This window comes from Pseudomonas sp. DF5, from assembly GCF_058148225.1.
This window is the reverse complement of sequence record NZ_JBYVYM010000001.1, coordinates 1-14,005: the sequence shown is the minus strand read 5'-3', so window position 1 is coordinate 14,005 and position 14,005 is coordinate 1. Positions and strand designations below refer to the sequence as shown.

12 protein-coding genes and 1 pseudogene are annotated in these 14,005 nt (G+C 61.4%); 10 read left to right on the top strand and 3 right to left on the bottom strand.

Going from position 1 to position 14,005, the window contains the following annotated elements:
* Positions 1 to 9: 9 nt before the first annotated feature.
* The 6 genes from AC30D7_RS00065 (at position 10) to AC30D7_RS00040 (ending at position 6,792) form a co-directional block, all read left to right on the top strand.
* Complete coding sequence (locus AC30D7_RS00065; protein WP_490132590.1) at positions 10 to 873, top strand: LysR family transcriptional regulator; 864 nt, start codon at positions 10 to 12, stop codon at positions 871 to 873.
* A gap of 231 nt (positions 874 to 1,104) precedes the next feature.
* Positions 1,105 to 2,181: a putative 2-aminoethylphosphonate ABC transporter ATP-binding protein gene (locus tag AC30D7_RS00060; protein WP_490132589.1), complete on the top strand. Its 1,077-nt coding sequence runs from the start codon at positions 1,105 to 1,107 to the stop codon at positions 2,179 to 2,181.
* Complete coding sequence (locus AC30D7_RS00055) at positions 2,181 to 3,905, top strand: putative 2-aminoethylphosphonate ABC transporter permease subunit (protein ID WP_490132588.1); 1,725 nt, start codon at positions 2,181 to 2,183, stop codon at positions 3,903 to 3,905. The genes AC30D7_RS00060 and AC30D7_RS00055 overlap by 1 nt, the downstream gene beginning before the upstream one ends.
* Positions 3,906 to 3,937: 32 nt before the next feature.
* Positions 3,938 to 4,963 (top strand): putative 2-aminoethylphosphonate ABC transporter substrate-binding protein, encoded by a 1,026-nt coding sequence (locus AC30D7_RS00050; protein ID WP_064620991.1) that lies wholly within the window; start codon positions 3,938 to 3,940, stop codon positions 4,961 to 4,963.
* 138 nt (positions 4,964 to 5,101) lie between these two features.
* Complete coding sequence (locus AC30D7_RS00045; RefSeq protein ID WP_490132587.1) at positions 5,102 to 6,235, top strand: TIGR03364 family FAD-dependent oxidoreductase; 1,134 nt, start codon at positions 5,102 to 5,104, stop codon at positions 6,233 to 6,235.
* Positions 6,235 to 6,792 (top strand): phosphonate degradation HD-domain oxygenase, encoded by a 558-nt coding sequence (locus tag AC30D7_RS00040; protein ID WP_490132586.1) that lies wholly within the window; start codon positions 6,235 to 6,237, stop codon positions 6,790 to 6,792. The genes AC30D7_RS00045 and AC30D7_RS00040 overlap by 1 nt, the downstream gene beginning before the upstream one ends.
* On the opposite strand, the gene AC30D7_RS00035 is transcribed toward AC30D7_RS00040, so the two are convergent.
* Together AC30D7_RS00035 and AC30D7_RS00030 are read right to left on the bottom strand one after the other, a co-directional pair.
* Positions 6,789 to 8,174 carry a GTPase/DUF3482 domain-containing protein gene (locus AC30D7_RS00035; RefSeq protein WP_490132585.1) on the bottom strand — a complete coding sequence of 462 codons (1,386 nt, stop codon included), beginning with the start codon at positions 8,172 to 8,174 and terminating at the stop codon, positions 6,789 to 6,791. The two genes, AC30D7_RS00040 and AC30D7_RS00035, sit on opposite strands and share 4 nt — an antisense overlap.
* Positions 8,167 to 9,546: a DUF2868 domain-containing protein gene (locus AC30D7_RS00030; RefSeq protein WP_490132584.1), complete on the bottom strand. Its 1,380-nt coding sequence runs from the start codon at positions 9,544 to 9,546 to the stop codon at positions 8,167 to 8,169. Before AC30D7_RS00030 ends, AC30D7_RS00035 begins: the two co-directional genes overlap by 8 nt.
* Positions 9,547 to 9,631: 85 nt before the next feature.
* Between AC30D7_RS00030 and AC30D7_RS00025 the strand changes: the two genes are divergently transcribed.
* On the top strand, positions 9,632 to 10,144 hold the full coding sequence (locus AC30D7_RS00025; RefSeq protein ID WP_490132583.1) for a dihydrofolate reductase: 513 nt from the start codon (positions 9,632 to 9,634) through the stop codon (positions 10,142 to 10,144).
* 128 nt (positions 10,145 to 10,272) lie between these two features.
* Here the strand turns inward: AC30D7_RS00025 and AC30D7_RS00020 are convergent, their stop codons facing one another.
* Positions 10,273 to 11,664 (bottom strand): L-cystine transporter, encoded by a 1,392-nt coding sequence (locus AC30D7_RS00020; protein ID WP_028939090.1) that lies wholly within the window; start codon positions 11,662 to 11,664, stop codon positions 10,273 to 10,275.
* 238 nt (positions 11,665 to 11,902) lie between these two features.
* Between AC30D7_RS00020 and AC30D7_RS00015 the strand changes: the two genes are divergently transcribed.
* The 3 genes and pseudogenes from AC30D7_RS00015 to AC30D7_RS00005 all read left to right on the top strand — a co-directional run.
* On the top strand, positions 11,903 to 12,970 hold the full coding sequence (locus tag AC30D7_RS00015; RefSeq protein ID WP_490132582.1) for an HAD family hydrolase: 1,068 nt from the start codon (positions 11,903 to 11,905) through the stop codon (positions 12,968 to 12,970).
* A 359-nt stretch (positions 12,971 to 13,329) separates the two neighbouring features.
* The gene (locus tag AC30D7_RS00010) at positions 13,330 to 13,527 is read left to right on the top strand and encodes a hypothetical protein (protein ID WP_490132581.1); all 198 of its coding nucleotides are present in this window, start codon (positions 13,330 to 13,332) and stop codon (positions 13,525 to 13,527) included.
* A gap of 30 nt (positions 13,528 to 13,557) precedes the next feature.
* A pseudogene (locus AC30D7_RS00005) lies at positions 13,558 to 14,005 on the top strand (gamma-mobile-trio recombinase GmtY); the annotation flags it as partial.

The window sequence follows — 14,005 nt, the reverse complement described above, 5'->3', positions numbered from 1 at the left end:
GGGACGGGTGTGCTGAGTGCCGAGCTGAAGGCGTTTTACATGGTGGCCCGGCTGGGCAGCATTACCCTGGCGGCGAAAAAGCTCGGCCTGAGCCAACCGACGGTGACGACCCAGATCCGGCACCTGGAAAGCCAGTATTCGGTTGAGCTGTTCTACCGTGGCGGCCGCCGCCTCAGCGTCAGCGACGAAGGTGCGCGGCTGTTGCCGATGGTCAAGGCACTGCTGCAGCAGGAAGCCGATATCGAGTTCTTCCTGCGTAACAGCGGTCAGGTCCAGGGCACGTTGCGCATCGCCGCCACGGCGCCGTATTACATCCTCGATCTGGTGAAAACCTTTCGCGAGCGCTTGCCGCAGGTGGAGGTGTCGGTGGAAATCGGCAACTCCCAGCAGGTGCTTGAAGCGCTGGAGGATTACCGGGTCGATGTCGCCGCGTCCTCGCAGTTGCTCGACGATGCGCGGTTGATTCGCCGGGTGCTCGGCAGCGATCCGCTGGTGTTGGCGGTGCATCGTAATCATCCGCTGGCGGTGCATGACCATGTGCCCCTCAGCGCGCTGGCTGGGCATACCTTGTTGATGCGCGAGTCGGGCTCGACCACTCGGCGCTTGACCGAAGAGTTGCTGGCCAGTGCCGGGGTGAGTTGCGGGCCACTGCTGGAGATTGGCAGCCGCGAGTCGATCCGTGAAGCGGTGCTGCGCAACATCGGCATCAGCATCATCGCCCGGCAGGAGGTGCCGCACGATCCGCAATTGCGGGTGTTGACCCTCGAGAATGCGCCGCAGATTCCTGAGTACCTGTACTGCCTCAAGGAACGAAAAGGCGCCCGGCTGCCGGCGGCATTTCTGGGGTTGGCGCAGGAAATGGCCCCGGCTTGAGAGTTGCGGTGAATGTGAAGGCCTCTTCGCGGGCAAGCCTCGCTCCTACAGGGGGACGCGGTCATCTGTAGGAGCGAGGCTTGCCCGCGAAGGCGTCGGATCAACCAGCGCATGACTTGAACCTTCAACCCAAATCCTTGAATACCACTATCGGCCGTTTTTGCCTCGTTGCCACATGACGGACGCATTGCAAACCTAGGATGACCCTCATCTGCTTGATGAGGCCTGTCCATGAACCACTCGATCGCAACTGCCCTGACCAACCCCGGCGCGCCGATGAAAGTGCGCGGCGTGCAGAAACGTTTCGGTGCGTTCACCGCGCTGGATAACGTTTCCCTCGACGTGGCAGCCGGTGAACTGGTGTGTTTGCTGGGGCCGTCGGGCTGTGGCAAAACCACCTTGCTGCGCTGTATCGCGGGTCTGGAGAAACAAGACAGCGGCGAGTTATACCTCGGTGATCGCGACGTTTCCCACCTGGCGCCTCAGGCCCGGGACTACGGCATTCTCTTCCAGTCCTACGCGCTGTTCCCCAACCTTACCGTCGAAGCGAACATCGCCTACGGCCTCGCCGGCAGCGGTCGCGATCAAGTGCGCCAGCGTGTCGGTCAGATGCTGGAGCTGGTCGGCCTCACCGGCAGTGAGAAAAAATACCCCGGCCAGTTGTCCGGCGGTCAGCAGCAACGCGTAGCGATGGCCCGGGCCCTGGCGCCGGCTCCTTCCTTGTTGTTGCTGGACGAACCAATGTCGGCGCTCGACGCCCGGGTCCGCGAGCATCTGTGCACCGAGTTGCGCCAACTGCAGCGCAACCTCGGCATCACCACCCTGATGGTCACCCACAATCAGGACGAGGCCATGCTGATGGCCGACCGCATCGCCGTGATGAACAACGGCAAGGTCGAGCAGTACGCCACACCGCAGGACATCTACGACCGCCCGGCCACACCGTTTGTGGCGGAGTTCGTCGGTCAGGGCAACTGGCTGCCGTTCCGCCGTAGCAGCGATAGTCATGCCCTGGTCGGCGGGATGCACATGCGCCTGGCCGATGGTAGTGCGAAAACCGCGTCGGGCCGTTTGTTCTGCCGTCCCGAGGCGATCAACGTCAACCCGCTGGTGCATGAAGAAAACCTGTTCCCGGCCAAGATTCGCGAGATCACTTTCCTCGGCAATCGTTGCCGCATGAGTTTCGAACTCGATCAGCTGCCGGGTCATGCATTGCTGGCGGAACTGGCGCCGGAAGCGATGCCGCGTCTCGGCGCGCAGCAGATCATGGTCGCCTTGCCGCCGCGCAGCCTGCAGGTGTTTGCCTGATGAACGCGAATGTCGCGCTGCCGATACCGCACAAGCAGGTTCGGCAGGCCTCCCGTGCCGAGATCGGCGACCGGCTGTTCGTGGTCGGCGGCAAGCTGCTGTTGTTGGTGTTGCTCTGTGTGGCAGTGTTGATGCCGTTACTGGCGATCTTCTGGCGCGGGTTCAGTTCGCAGGCCGGGCAGGGCGGTGGTCTGGTGGCTGCCGGTGAATTGCTGACCAGCGCGAATTTCCATTGGTTGCTCGGTAACAGCCTGAAGGTTTCCCTCAGCGTGGCGGCGATTGTCGTACCGTTGGCCTACCTGTTTGCCTACGCCCTGCAACGCACGTTGATTCCTGGCAAAGGTATCTGGCGCGGCATGTCGCTGCTGCCGTTGATGGCGCCGTCAATGTTGCCGGGGATTGCGTTGGTTTATCTGTTCGGCAATCAGGGCCTGTTGCGCGGTCTGCTCTCGGACAACATCTACGGTTTCTGGGGCATTGTGCTCGGCGAGGTCATCTACACCTTCCCACACGCCCTGATGATTTTGCTGTCAGCGCTGTCCCTGGCGGATGCGCGACTGTTCGATGCCGCCTCCAGCATGGGCGCGAGCCCGGCGAAAGCCTTTCGCAGCATCACTTGGCCGGCGACGCGTCAGGCGGTATTCGCGGCGTTCTGTCTGGTGTTCACCCTGACCATCACCGACTTCGGTGTGCCCGTGGTGGTCGGTGGCGACTATCAGGTATTGGCGCTGGAAGCCTACAAAGCGGTGGTCGGTCAGCAACAATTCGGTCGCGGCGCACTGATCGGCATGGTCCTGTTGCTGCCGGCGCTGTTCAGCTTTGGTGTCGACGCCTGGCTGCGTCGGCGTCATGGCGATTCCATGAGTGGTCGGGCGCAAGTGTTTCAACCGGCGCCGTCGAGGCTGCGCGACAGTTGTTATCTGGCCATCGTGTTGCTGATCTGCGCGGTGTTGCTGCTGGTGTTCGGCATGGCGGTGTACTCGTCGCTGGTGAAGTTCTGGCCGTACAACCTGTCGCTGTCGCTCAACCATTACCAGTTCAACGACACCGCGGGCGGTGGCTGGCTGGCCTACGGCAACAGCGTGAAGATGGCGCTGTGCACGGCGTTGATCGGCAGCGTGCTGATCTTCACCGGTGCCTACCTGATGGAGAAAACCCGTGGCCAGCGCGGCCTGAATCTGACCCTGCGCATGCTCAGTTTCGTACCGATGGCGGTGCCGGGTCTGGTGCTGGGCCTGGGTTACGTCTTCTTCTTCAACCTCAGCGGCAATCCGCTGCATGTGCTCTACGGCAGCATGACGCTGCTGGTGGTTTGCACCATTGCTCACTATTTGACCACCGCGCAAATGACCGCCACCACCGCGCTGCGCCAGCTCGACGCCGAGTTCGAAGCCGCCGCGCTGTCGCTCAAGGCGCCGCTGTATCGGCATTACCTGCGAGTCACCGTGCCGATCTGCCTGCCGGCGTTGCTGGACATCGTGCGCTACCTGTTCGTCTCGGCCATGACCACCGTTTCGGCGGCAATCTTCCTCTACAGCCCCGACACCATCCTCGCGGCGGTCGCGGTGCTGAACATGGACGACGCCGGCAACGTCGGCGGTGCGGCGGCGATGTCGACCCTGATTCTATTCACCTCGGCGGGCGTGTCCCTGCTGCTGGCCTGGGCCTCGCGCGGTTTATTGCACCGCTCCCAGGCCTGGCGGCAGACCGCGCCCGGTCTTTGATTCACACCTTCAACTCACACAGGAATTGCACCATGTTCAAGCCCTTGGCCCTGGCCGCTGCTGTCCTCACCGCTTTCAGCCTGAACGCCTTCGCTGCGAAAACCGAGTTGACGGTGTACACCGCCCTCGAAGCCGAACAACTGAAGACCTACAAAGAGGCTTTCGAAAAGGCCAACCCGGACGTCGAGATCAAATGGGTGCGCGATTCCACCGGCATCATCACCGCCAAACTGCTGGCCGAAAAAGCCCGTCCGCAAGCCGATGCGGTGTGGGGCCTGGCGGCGTCGAGCCTGGCGATCCTCGATCAGCAAGGCATGCTGCAAAGCTACGCGCCGAAGGATCTGGGCAAAATCGGCGGCAACTACCGCGACGCCGCCAACCCACCGGCCTGGGTCGGCATGGATGTGTGGGCAGCAACCATTTGCTTCAACACCGTCGAAGCCGAAAAGCAGGGGCTGAGCAAACCGGTCAGCTGGCAGGACCTGACCAAGCCTGAGTACAAAGGCAAGATCGTCATGCCCAACCCCGCCTCGTCCGGCACCGGTTTCCTCGACGTCAGCGCCTGGCTGCAAACCTTCGGCGAGAAGCAGGGCTGGCAGTACATGGACGACCTGCACCAGAACATCGGTCAGTACGTTCACTCCGGTTCCAAGCCGTGCAAACTCGCCGCGGCCGGTGAGTTCCCGATCGGTATTTCCTTCGAATACCCGGCTGTTCAGTTGAAGCGCCAAGGCGCGCCGCTGGACATCATCCTGCCGAAAGAAGGCCTGGGCTGGGAGATCGAAGCGACTGCCGTGATCAAAGGCACCGCGCATGAAGAAGCAGCGAAGAAACTGGCCGACTTCTCCGCAAGCCCGGCGGCGATGGAGCTCTATAAAGAGAACTTCGCGGTGCTCGCGCAACCGGGTATCGCCAAGCCGCAGACCGAATTGCCGGCGGACTATGAACAGCGCCTGATCAAGAACGACTTTGCCTGGGCCTCGAAGAATCGCGACGAGATCCTGACTGAATGGCGCAAGCGCTATGACGGCAAGTCCGAGAAAGTGGCTGCCAAGTAACGGACTCACACCTTGTGGCGAGGGAGCTTGCTCCCGCTGGACTGCGCAGCAGGCCCCTTCTTTTCAGATAGAGAGGGGGGGCCGCTACGCGCCCCAGCGGGAGCAAGCTCCCTCGCCACAAAAAGCGGGATTATCTTAATGACACACCACAGCGACATGCTGATCGTCGGCGCCGGCATTCTCGGCCTGTCCCACGCCTATGCCGCCGCCAGACGCGGTCTCAAGGTCAAAGTCTTCGAGCGCAGCGCCACGCCATTGGGCGCTTCGGTGCGCAACTTCGGCCAGGCACTGGTCACCGGCCAACCGCCGGGACCAATGCTGGAACTGGCCAAGGCCAGCCGCGACATCTGGGGCCAATGGGCAGAACTGGCCGGCCTGCACCTCAAGCGTAACGGCTCGTACTTGTTCGCGCGTACCGAAGCGGAAGAACATCTGCTGGAAGCCTTCTGCGCGGGGCGTGCCGTAGAGCACGGTTACCGTGTCGAGCTGCTGCGTGGTTCAGCGTTGCGGGATTTATACGGCGGTCAGTTCAGCCATCACCGCGCCGCGTTGCACGGCATGGACGACCAACAGTTGTATTCCCGCGAGGCGATTCCGGCATTGATCGACTACCTGCGCCGCGAGTTGGGCGTCGAGTTTCACTTTTCCACCCTGGTGCGCAACATTGAGCCGGGCCGCTTGCACAGCACTGCCGGCACCTTCAGCGCCGAGCAGATCATCGTTTGCTCCGGTCACGATTATCAAACCTTGCTGGCCGAGCCGATTGCCGAACTCAACCCGCAAATCTGCCGCCTGCAAATGCTCCGCGCCCGGCCACGGATCAACCTCAACCTGCAACACGCACTGCTCACCGGTCTGAGTTGCGTGCACTACGGCGCTTTCGCCGATTTGCCGGAAGCGGCCGCGGTACAGGCTCAGATTCTGCACGAGGCGCCTCATCTGCATGAAAACGGCATTCACCTGCTGATCAGCCCGACACCGTACGGTGAGTTGATCATCGGCGACTCCCACCATTACGGCAGCGATCCGTCGCCGTTCAATGCCGAGCAGGTGGACGACTGGATGCTCGAACTGGCCGAACAAACCCTGGGTTGCAAGGTGCAAGTGGTCGAGCGCTGGCAGGGTGTTTACGGTTCACGCGGGCCGGGGCCGTTCTCCTTTCTGCGGCCGATGCCGGGGGTGAGCGTGGCGCTGATGCACACCGGTGTCGGCATGAGCGTCGGGCCGGCGCTGGCTGAGCGTAATGTCGCCAGCTTATTGGGAGACGGTTGATGGACCGCCATCAGCAAGTGATCGTCGAGGTGTTCGGTCTGTACGAGCGGTTTGGCGACAACGACTACATCGGCGAACCGGTGTCGCAGATCGAGCACATGTCGCAAGCAGCCGAGCTGGCGATGGCCGAGGGCTTCGATGATGAAGTGGTGCTGGCGGCGTTCTTTCACGACATTGGGCATCTCTGTGCCGAGGGGGCCGAGAGCATGGGTGGCTTCGGCGCGGTCAGCCATGAGCGTTTGGGCGCTGATTATTTGCGTCGGGCCGGCTTCAGCGAACGCATGGCGCGGTTGGTGGAATATCACGTGGAGGCCAAGCGTTATCTGACGCTCAAAGAGTCCGGGTACTACGAGCGTTTGAGCGAAGCCAGTCGGCGCACGCTGAAGTATCAGGGCGGGGTGATGAGCGCCGCCGAGGCCGAAGCCTTCGAGCAGGACCCGTTGTGTGCCGTCAGTTTGCGGATGCGCCAGTGGGATGAGTTGGCCAAGCAGATGTGGATGCCGGTAATTGATCTGGATGTGTTGAAGGAAAAGGCGTTGCGTGTGCTGCGTACTTAACTATCAATCACCTTTTCAGCCAGCACCTCAACCTGCTCCTGCCGCTCCGCCTGATTCAGCTTCGAATGAGGATTGAGCGACGACCATTGCGGATGTGCTCGCGCCTTGTTCAACGCTTCCGGCAGTTTGCCTTCGCGCCAGGTTTTGTCCTGTGGTGTGGCGACCTGAATGCTGTCCATCGCCGCATGCCCGCGCTGGTTCAGGGCTTGCAGCAATTGCCGCTGGCGCAAGGCCAACAGCCGCAACACGCTGTCGTCGACGGTCAGTTCTCGCTGGCCTTTGATCTTGCCCAGCAGGCGGCTGCCGTAACTGCGGGCGGTTTGCAGAGCGCCGCCGGCAATCGCTCCGGCCAGTGCCGCCGCGCCGAGGGTCAGGCCGCCCACCAGCAAATCGACGCCGGCCCCGGCCGCCGCGCCAGCCGCGATACCACCGCCGACCCGTACACCGAGTTGTTTCAGGGTTTCCGGGTTGAACAGGTCATCGCCCCAGCGGCCATCGAGCAGGGGCAGGTCGCTGGCCGCCGCGTCCTGTGGGCGGAAGGCGTAGAGCTTGAGCAAGGCTTCGACGCAGCGTTGTTCGCGCTGACGCACCGCTTTGCGCAGTTCGCTGATCGCTTGCTGCTCCTGCTCCGCCTCGCTGACCACACTGCGGCGGCAGGCGGCGCAATCGATCAATAAATCAGCAATCAGCTGCGCTGCACTCTTCTGACGGGCTAAGCGTTGGGCCTGCTGATCGGCGATCAGGCGTTCCAATTGTTCGCGGGAGTTTTCGAGCAGCAGCGCGAGGCTTTCATACAGTCGGCGTTCGCCATCTTCCGGCGGCGCGACGCTGTCGAACCGCACCAAGGCATGCAAGCCCAATCGCGCCAGGGCCTCACGCCAATCCGGTTCGCGATGCTGGGCGCTGCTGACAAAATTCAGCACTGGCAGCAGCGGTTTGCCGCAACTGGCCAGTACTTCCAGTTCATCGCGGTACTTGGCCAGCACCGGCTCCCGGGCGTCGATCACATAGAGGCCGGCGTCCGAGGCAAGCAATTGCCGCAACACCTTGGCTTCCTGTTCGAAGCGCTGCCGGGCTTCGCTGCCCTCAAGGAAGCGCGCCAGCCGCGCCGGGCCGTCGAGGCGTTCACCGGGTCGCTCCAGGCGCTCGAGGTAGTCGAGCAGGGCGATGGCATCTTCCAGGCCCGGCGTGTCGAACAGATCGAGCAACGGCTCGCCCTCTACCGATAAGCGCGCACCCTCGACATGGCGCGTGGTGCTGGGGCGATGGGAGACTTCGCCGAACCCGACATCCCGCGTCAGCGTTCGCAGCAACGAGGTTTTGCCGACGTTGGTGTGGCCGACCACTGCGAGTTTCAACGGCTGTTTCCAGGTATCAGTCATGACCCGTCTCCAGCCAGTTCAACGGCGCACAATCGGCGAATGGCAGGTCCAGTTGTTGCAGCGCAACGTGCCAGTCGCCCAGGCGTTCGGCATCCAGCGCTTCGCCGGGCGGCGCTTGCAGCAACCACACGCGGGTGGCGGTGGCGCTGCGAGCCAGTTCGGCAATCAGCGCCAGGCTGCCACGGTCCGGAGAACGCCGTGGATCGCAGGCGATGGCCAGGCGGGCCGGGGGAAAGCGACTCAGCTGTTCAAGCAGTTTGTGCCGGGATTCGCGGCTATCGAGGATGCCGGCGTCGTTGACGCTTTTCGGCAGCTGCGGTGGCCAGGGGCGTTGATCGTCCAGCTCGATGGCCACCAACAGTGCGCCATCGCTTTGCAGATCGCTGGCCGCGTTTTCAACCCGGTGAAGTTGCTCAGGCGCGGCATCGCTAATACCCAGGCGTTCGCTGGTGGGCATCAGCCGTTCGCGCAGTTGGGCGTAGCCGGGCAGGTTCAAGTCCAGATGCAAGGCTGCCTGGCCGGTTTTCCAGCGCCACCGGCAGAACAATGCGAGCAGCAAACGCGGTAACACGCCGTACACCAGCAGCACGCCCACCAGCCACGCCGCCCAGGCCTGGCGGGCGCTTTCGATGTTCAGCGCGGCATCGCCGCTGGCGCGGATCATCTCCACGCTGGGCACACTGAAACCGAGCAAGGCCGGCAGGGCGCCGAGGGCCTGGGTCATGGCGACGAAGGTGTCGGCGCCGAGGATGGTGGTCTCCCAGACGAAGCCATAGCGCCGGGTCGCCATCAGCGTCAGCAGCATCACCAAGGCACTGAGCATCGCCAACAACCACAAGCCGTTGACCAGCACACCCAGCGCCCACCGATTGAGTTTCTGCCGTTGCAGTAACAGCAGCAGGGCCGGCGCCAGTTGTGCGGCATTGGCATCGCGGGCGAGTTTTTCACTGAGCCACAACCACAAGCGTCCGAGGGCGGCGCCCTGTTCGCCGGCGAACACCAGGCCCAGAGCCCAGCTCAATAGCAGAATCAGGTTCAGCCCCAGCAGGCTGCCCAAGGCCCAGAACACATTGACCGGGGTCTGGCCGTCGCCCAGCGCGGCAAACGCCAGGCCGGCGCCACTGATCACGGCCAGCACGGCGAGCACGATCAACGCCAGTCGCGCGCCTTGCAGCCAGTGTTTGAGGGCGCGGGTCTGCCCGTCGCGCTCGGCCAGCCACCGGGCGCGGCATTGAATGCGCGTCGGCAGGTCGCCGCCGGCGCTACGGGCGACTCGGTTGGCTTCCAGATCATCCAGGGGCCCGGCGTGTTCTTCACGCAGGCGGATGGTTTCGCTCAGCCAGAGGTTTTGCAGGGGTGTCAGTTCAGTCACGCGGCATCCCGTCGCTTAATTGAGCGATGAGCATAACCGCTGTGACGCTTATCGGGGTAAGGGAGGCTCTGGTATCCTCGCCGGCATGACTAAATCACTCCCCCTCAGCCTGATCGCAGCCCTCGGTGAAAACCGTGTGATCGGCGTCGACAACAGCATGCCCTGGCACTTGCCGGGGGACTTCAAATACTTCAAGGCCACCACCCTCGGCAAGCCGATCATCATGGGGCGCAAGACCTGGGATTCCCTCGGTCGTCCGCTGCCGGGCCGGTTGAACATCGTGGTCAGTCGTCAGGCGGATCTGCAGCTGGAAGGCGCGGAGGTTTATCCGTCGCTGGAGGCGGCCGTGGTTCGCGCCGAGGAGTGGGCGCGGGAGCAGGGCGTCGATGAGTTGATGCTGATTGGTGGCGCGCAGTTATATGCACAAGGTCTGGAGCAGGCGGATCGGTTGTATCTGACACGCGTAGCGCTGAGCCCGGAAGGGGACGCGTGGTTTCCGGAGTTTGATGTGAACCAGTGGAAGCTGGTGTCGAATGTTCCGAATCCGGCAGAAGGCGACAAGCCGGCATACAGCTTTGAAGTTTGGGAGAAGGCCTGAAAGCTTCGCGGGCAAGTCGGATCGCCGCACCGCTCGCTCCTACAGGGTTGTGGTGAACCACATTCGGTGATCGACACAATTCCGTAGGAGCGAGGCTTGCCCGCGAAGGCGATCTAACAGGTAGTTAATCAGGCCTGAGCCAACGCCCCATGCTCATCCGCATCCAACAGCGCTTTATCCGTCTGCTGCATGATCTGGCTGGTGATCGCCCCAGCGGTGATCGAGCCACTGACGTTCAACGCCGTGCGACCCATGTCGATCAGCGGTTCAACGGAAATCAGCAACGCCACCAGTGACACCGGCAAGCCCATGGCCGGCAACACGATCAGCGCGGCGAAGGTTGCACCGCCACCGACCCCGGCCACCCCGGCCGAACTCAGCGTCACAATCGCCACCAACGTCGCGATCCACAGCGGGTCCAGCGGGTTGATGCCCACGGTTGGCGCAACCATCACCGCCAGCATTGCCGGGTACAGACCGGCACAGCCGTTCTGGCCAATGGTCGCGCCAAACGAGGCGGCGAAGCTGGCGATGGACTGTGGAATACCCAAACGGCTGGTCTGGGCTTCGATGCTCAATGGAATGGTGGCGGCACTGGAGCGGCTGGTGAAGGCGAACGTCAGCACCGGCCAGATTTTGCGGAAGAAGCGCAACGGGTTGATCCCGGCGGCCGATACCAGCACGCCATGGACCACAAACATCAGGCCCAGGCCGATGTAGGACACCACCACGAAACTGCCGAGCTTGATGATGTCTTGCAGGTTGGAGCCGGCGACCACTTTGGTCATCAGCGCCAACACGCCGTATGGGGTCAGCTTCATCACCAGGCGCACCAGGCGCATCACCCAGGCTTGCAGGGTGTCGATGGCGTTGATCACTTTCTGACCTTTCTCGACATCATCCTTGAGCAGTTGCAGCGCCGCGACCCCAAGGAATGCGGCGAAGATCACCACACTGATAATCGACGTCGGTTTGGCGCGAGCGAGGTCGGCGAACGGGTTCTGCGGGATGAACGACAACAACAGTTGCGGCACATTCAGGTCGGCGACCTTGCCCGCATAGTCGGTCTGGATGGTTTGCAGGCGAGCCATTTCTTGGGTGCCGGCGACCAGGCCTTCAGCCGTGAGACCGAACAGGTTGGTCAGGCCGATACCGATCAGCGCCGCGATGGCGGTGGTGAACAGCAGCGTGCCGATGGTCAGGAAGCTGATTTTTCCCAGCGACGAAGCGTTGTGCAGACGGGCCACGGCACTGAGGATCGAGGCGAACACCAGCGGGATCACGATCATTTGCAGCAACTGCACATAACCGTTGCCCACCAGATCGAACCAGCCGATCGAGGCTTTCAGCACCGGATTGCCCGCACCATAGATCGTGTGCAGGGCGACACCGAATACCACGCCCAGCACCAGTGCCAGCAACACTTTTTTGGCCAGGCTCCAGGTGGTGTGACGGGTTTGCGCCAGGCCAAAGAGCAAGGCGAGGAACACCAGCAGATTGAGGATCAGCGGCAGATTCATAGAGGCTCCAATAACTGTGTCAGCCGCATTCCGGGGCAGCTGCGAACCGGTAAGCCTAACAGCTTGATATGTAATGAATTAATATCAAAAACAGCGGTTGACTGTCGTTTTTGGAATAAGCCAATGCCGCTATAAGGAATGCGGCTGGCGGAATCAGGATGTAAGCGGTCGCGGGCAGGCGAGGACTGTCACACTTATTTGTTAGCGTCGATCTCTTTGAACCAGGGGAGAAACGCCGATGAAACTTGCACCGAAATTTCTTGCTGCTGCACTGGGATTGGGGTTGAGCCTGGGCCTTGCCGGGCAGGTTTTCGCCACCGATTTGCAGCACTGGCCAGCGGATCAGGCCAAGGCGCTGGACGCGATGATCGCGGCCAATGCCAACAAGGGTAACTTTGCGGTGTTCGACATGGACAACACCAGTTACCGCTACGACCTCGAAGAGTCCTTGCTGCCGTTCATGGAAAACAAGGGTCTGATCACCCGCGAGAGCCTCGACCCTTCTCTGAAACTGATGCCGTTCAAGGACACCGCCGACCACAAGGAAAGCCTGTTCAGCTACTACTATCGCCTCTGCGAAATCGACGACATGGTTTGCTATCCATGGGTCGCCCAAGTGTTTTCCGGCTTCACGCTTCAGGAGCTCAAGGCCAACGTCGATGAGCTGATGGCGTCCGGCAAACCGGTGCCGAGCACTTATTACGATGGCGACGTGGTCAAGACCATCGACGTTAACCCGCCGAAAATCTTCACCGGTCAGAAAGAGCTCTACAACAGGCTGATGGAGAACGGCATCGAGGTCTACGTGATGACCGCCGCTTCCGAAGAGCTGGTGCGCATGGTCGCTGCCGATCCGAAGTACGGCTACAACGTCAAACCGCAGAACGTGATCGGCGTGACCACGTTGCTCAAGGACCGCAAGACTGGCGAGCTGACCACGGCACGCAAGCAGATTACTGCCGGCAAGTATGACGAGAAGGCTAACCTGGGCCTGGAACTGACTCCGTACCTGTGGACCCCGGCCACCTGGATGTCCGGTAAGCAGGCGGCCATCCTGACCTACATCGATGAATGGAAGAAACCGGTCCTGGTGGGCGGCGATACCCCGACCAGCGATGGTTACATGCTGTTCCACAGCGTCGACGTGTCCAAGGGCGGCATCCATTTGTGGGTCAACCGCAAAGACAAGTACATGACCCAGATTAACGGCATGATGGCCAAGCACGCGGCGGCCCAGGCCAAAGAAGGGCTGGCGGTGACGGCGGACAAGAACTGGGTGATCGTGAAACCGGAAGAGATTCAATAAGCGCTGTGATGATCGTTCCCACGCAGGTGAGCGTGGGAACGACCAAAAAAATGCCCCGCACTTGGTTATTCCCCCCACTTGGGAATACATAGTTTGGGCCTTTCAGACTATTAACACTTCAATACCCCTCACTGAGGGGTATTTTTTTACTTCCCCAATGCGAAAGCCATACCGTGATCTAGCATGGTATGTAGACGACGCTCAGCCATATGCATCATTGGAAAGGACTGCGGCTAGGAGTTAGGTTGATCGTAGCCCTCTGACTTATGGGCCGTAATGCCTGCCTTACTCGTGGCAGTAGTCGTCAACGCCCTCATAAGGCTGCTTGAAGCTCGTAATTCATCGATTGGAGCAGTGTTATGCCTACCGGCTACTACCTGGCATGCCTCGATACTTACTGCTATGTCTGGATTGGTGCGCTTGGCGGCACGACGTCCACAGTTGGTGTCGAAGCTGATCTCGTGTCTCGCTTTTGCTTGGAGCATCGTAACAAAACGCTCATCGTGGTGAGTGAGACACATCCGGTCGTTGAAGAAGGCCACGAATGGCCGCTTTGACTTGCACAGTGAGCAGAGAGGGATCGCCTTGTGTTTGTGACAGTCAAGTCTCGCGTCTACACCGACACTACGGGGGCCTACACCCAACTTCCAGCGCTGCTGACGCCTGCTGGTGTGCTTGAATCATTGCTCGATTACTGCCTTTACAGAAGCCACGACCGAAGTATGACGTGGATGAAGAAGGTGACACGCTCGGTGCGAATGTTCCTCGAATACCTGCAAGTCAATCCCTCAGAGAGCGACACTTACCAACTTTTCCAGAACTTCGCTCAACGCCTCTACACCGGGACGTTTGACCGCGAGACAGGCCTCGACGTTAGCGGACTATGCTGGCCTCCACGATCGCCGCAGGATGCCTCGCACATCATCACCCACCTAACCGACTTCTTCGACTGGCTCGGTGAGATGCGCCCTGAGTTGGCGAGGGTGAACCCACGCTATGCAGGTGGTACTTTCGACCGACTGGCTGATGAGTCCG

Excerpts from the sequence above, each read along its gene's own strand:
- AC30D7_RS00015 (WP_490132582.1), top strand. The coding sequence starts at position 11,903 with ATGAAACTTGCACCGAAATTTCTTGCTGCTGCACTGGGATTGGGGTTG.
- AC30D7_RS00025 (WP_490132583.1), top strand. The coding sequence starts at position 9,632 with ATGACTAAATCACTCCCCCTCAGCCTGATCGCAGCCCTCGGTGAAAAC.
- AC30D7_RS00020 (WP_028939090.1), bottom strand. The coding sequence starts at position 11,664 with ATGAATCTGCCGCTGATCCTCAATCTGCTGGTGTTCCTCGCCTTGCTC.
- AC30D7_RS00010 (WP_490132581.1), top strand. The coding sequence starts at position 13,330 with ATGCCTACCGGCTACTACCTGGCATGCCTCGATACTTACTGCTATGTC.
- AC30D7_RS00035 (WP_490132585.1), bottom strand. The coding sequence starts at position 8,174 with ATGACTGATACCTGGAAACAGCCGTTGAAACTCGCAGTGGTCGGCCAC.
- AC30D7_RS00060 (WP_490132589.1), top strand. The coding sequence starts at position 1,105 with ATGAACCACTCGATCGCAACTGCCCTGACCAACCCCGGCGCGCCGATG.
- AC30D7_RS00045 (WP_490132587.1), top strand. The coding sequence starts at position 5,102 with ATGACACACCACAGCGACATGCTGATCGTCGGCGCCGGCATTCTCGGC.
- AC30D7_RS00050 (WP_064620991.1), top strand. The coding sequence starts at position 3,938 with ATGTTCAAGCCCTTGGCCCTGGCCGCTGCTGTCCTCACCGCTTTCAGC.
- AC30D7_RS00055 (WP_490132588.1), top strand. The coding sequence starts at position 2,181 with ATGAACGCGAATGTCGCGCTGCCGATACCGCACAAGCAGGTTCGGCAG.
- AC30D7_RS00040 (WP_490132586.1), top strand. The coding sequence starts at position 6,235 with ATGGACCGCCATCAGCAAGTGATCGTCGAGGTGTTCGGTCTGTACGAG.